Annotated in this window: 1 protein-coding gene and 1 pseudogene; one reads left to right on the top strand and one right to left on the bottom strand. The window is 50.6% G+C overall.

All coding sequences use genetic code 11. The features are described from left to right. Positions 1-213: 213 nt before the first annotated feature. Positions 214-414 carry a hypothetical protein gene (locus CPT76_RS36220; protein ID WP_258169128.1) on the top strand — a complete coding sequence of 67 codons (201 nt, stop codon included), beginning with the start codon at positions 214-216 and terminating at the stop codon, positions 412-414. 380 nt (positions 415-794) lie between these two features. On the opposite strand, the pseudogene CPT76_RS36215 reads toward CPT76_RS36220, so the two are convergent. After that, positions 795-1097, bottom strand: a pseudogene (locus CPT76_RS36215) (3-beta hydroxysteroid dehydrogenase); the annotation flags it as partial.

Here is a 1097-nt window from a genome sequence, read left to right as displayed (position 1 = left end):
ACTAGTGTCTATTTCGTGCTATTCCATGACTTGATAACCATGGTTCACAATGAAAGCGTGCTCTATAATTTAATTACCTAAAATGTTTATATAGGTAAGCTCCTACAAGGTGCACCTGTCTCTCCTCTTCCCGGCCGTCCTTTTGGGCGGCCTTTTTGTTGTACCCATTCTTATGTTGAAATATGGTAAAATCTCGGAGAGAGGTGAAACTTGATGAATAGCAAAAGTTTTTTGAAGCCCCTGACTCCCCCGATCCATTTCCATACAGCCATGATAGAGCAAATCCCTGTGGCCGCCTTTATCGGACAAGAAATGATCGGCAACGGGAAAATCGTTGAAATTACAGACTTTGCAGTCAAGATCGGTGATGAATTCTACATGCGCGAAGCCTGCACGTTTAAATATGCAGTATAAATAAAGGAGCAGCTGGCAAGCTGCTCCAAGAAACGTTAAGCTATCGTCTCCCGTTAGCGAAATGAGATATCAGGTGATCACTCTGAAAACGGCCTCAGTTGTTTCATTTGCCCATCCGCCAGAAAATCCCGCTCATCATGCCCTCTTACACTTTGGAGCTTGAAGCATCCAATCGACAGCACTTTGGGCTAGGAATGATTTCGCGACCGCCAGGCCAATACCCGAAGTACCGCCTATGATGACGGCACGATGATTTTGCAATGACATGTTTCACACCTCCTTATAGTTTTGCGCATCTGCAGGCTGTTACGCACATAATTCCAATTTCGATCCTACTCTATTTTCTTAACCCTAAGTGGCGCTGAGATCAGACGAAATCGTCAGGTTGTGAAGTAGTGACCCTGTTCGATGTCCTGAATGAGTGCTGGTTGCACAGGGCGCCATCCCAGCCGGTCACGGGTCAGTGCGCTCGACGTCGGGTTGTCGATCGCTACCAAGTGGCTGAGGAAGGTGAAATGGTTGCCTGCGTCCTCGGGGGCGATGCTGACGGCCGGTAGCTTCAGTCGGCGGCCGATCGCCTCCGCGATGTCTCGGAACTGCACGCCCTCCTCGTCGGTCGCGTGCAGGCGCGAGCCGGCCGGGGCGGCTTCCAAGGCCAGCCGGAACAGGAGCGCCGCATCGAG

The organism is Paenibacillus sp. AR247 (assembly GCF_002968895.1).
Lineage (GTDB): Bacteria > Bacillota > Bacilli > Paenibacillales > Paenibacillaceae > Paenibacillus_AQ > Paenibacillus_AQ favisporus.
This window is presented reverse-complemented; position numbering and strand designations above follow the sequence as displayed.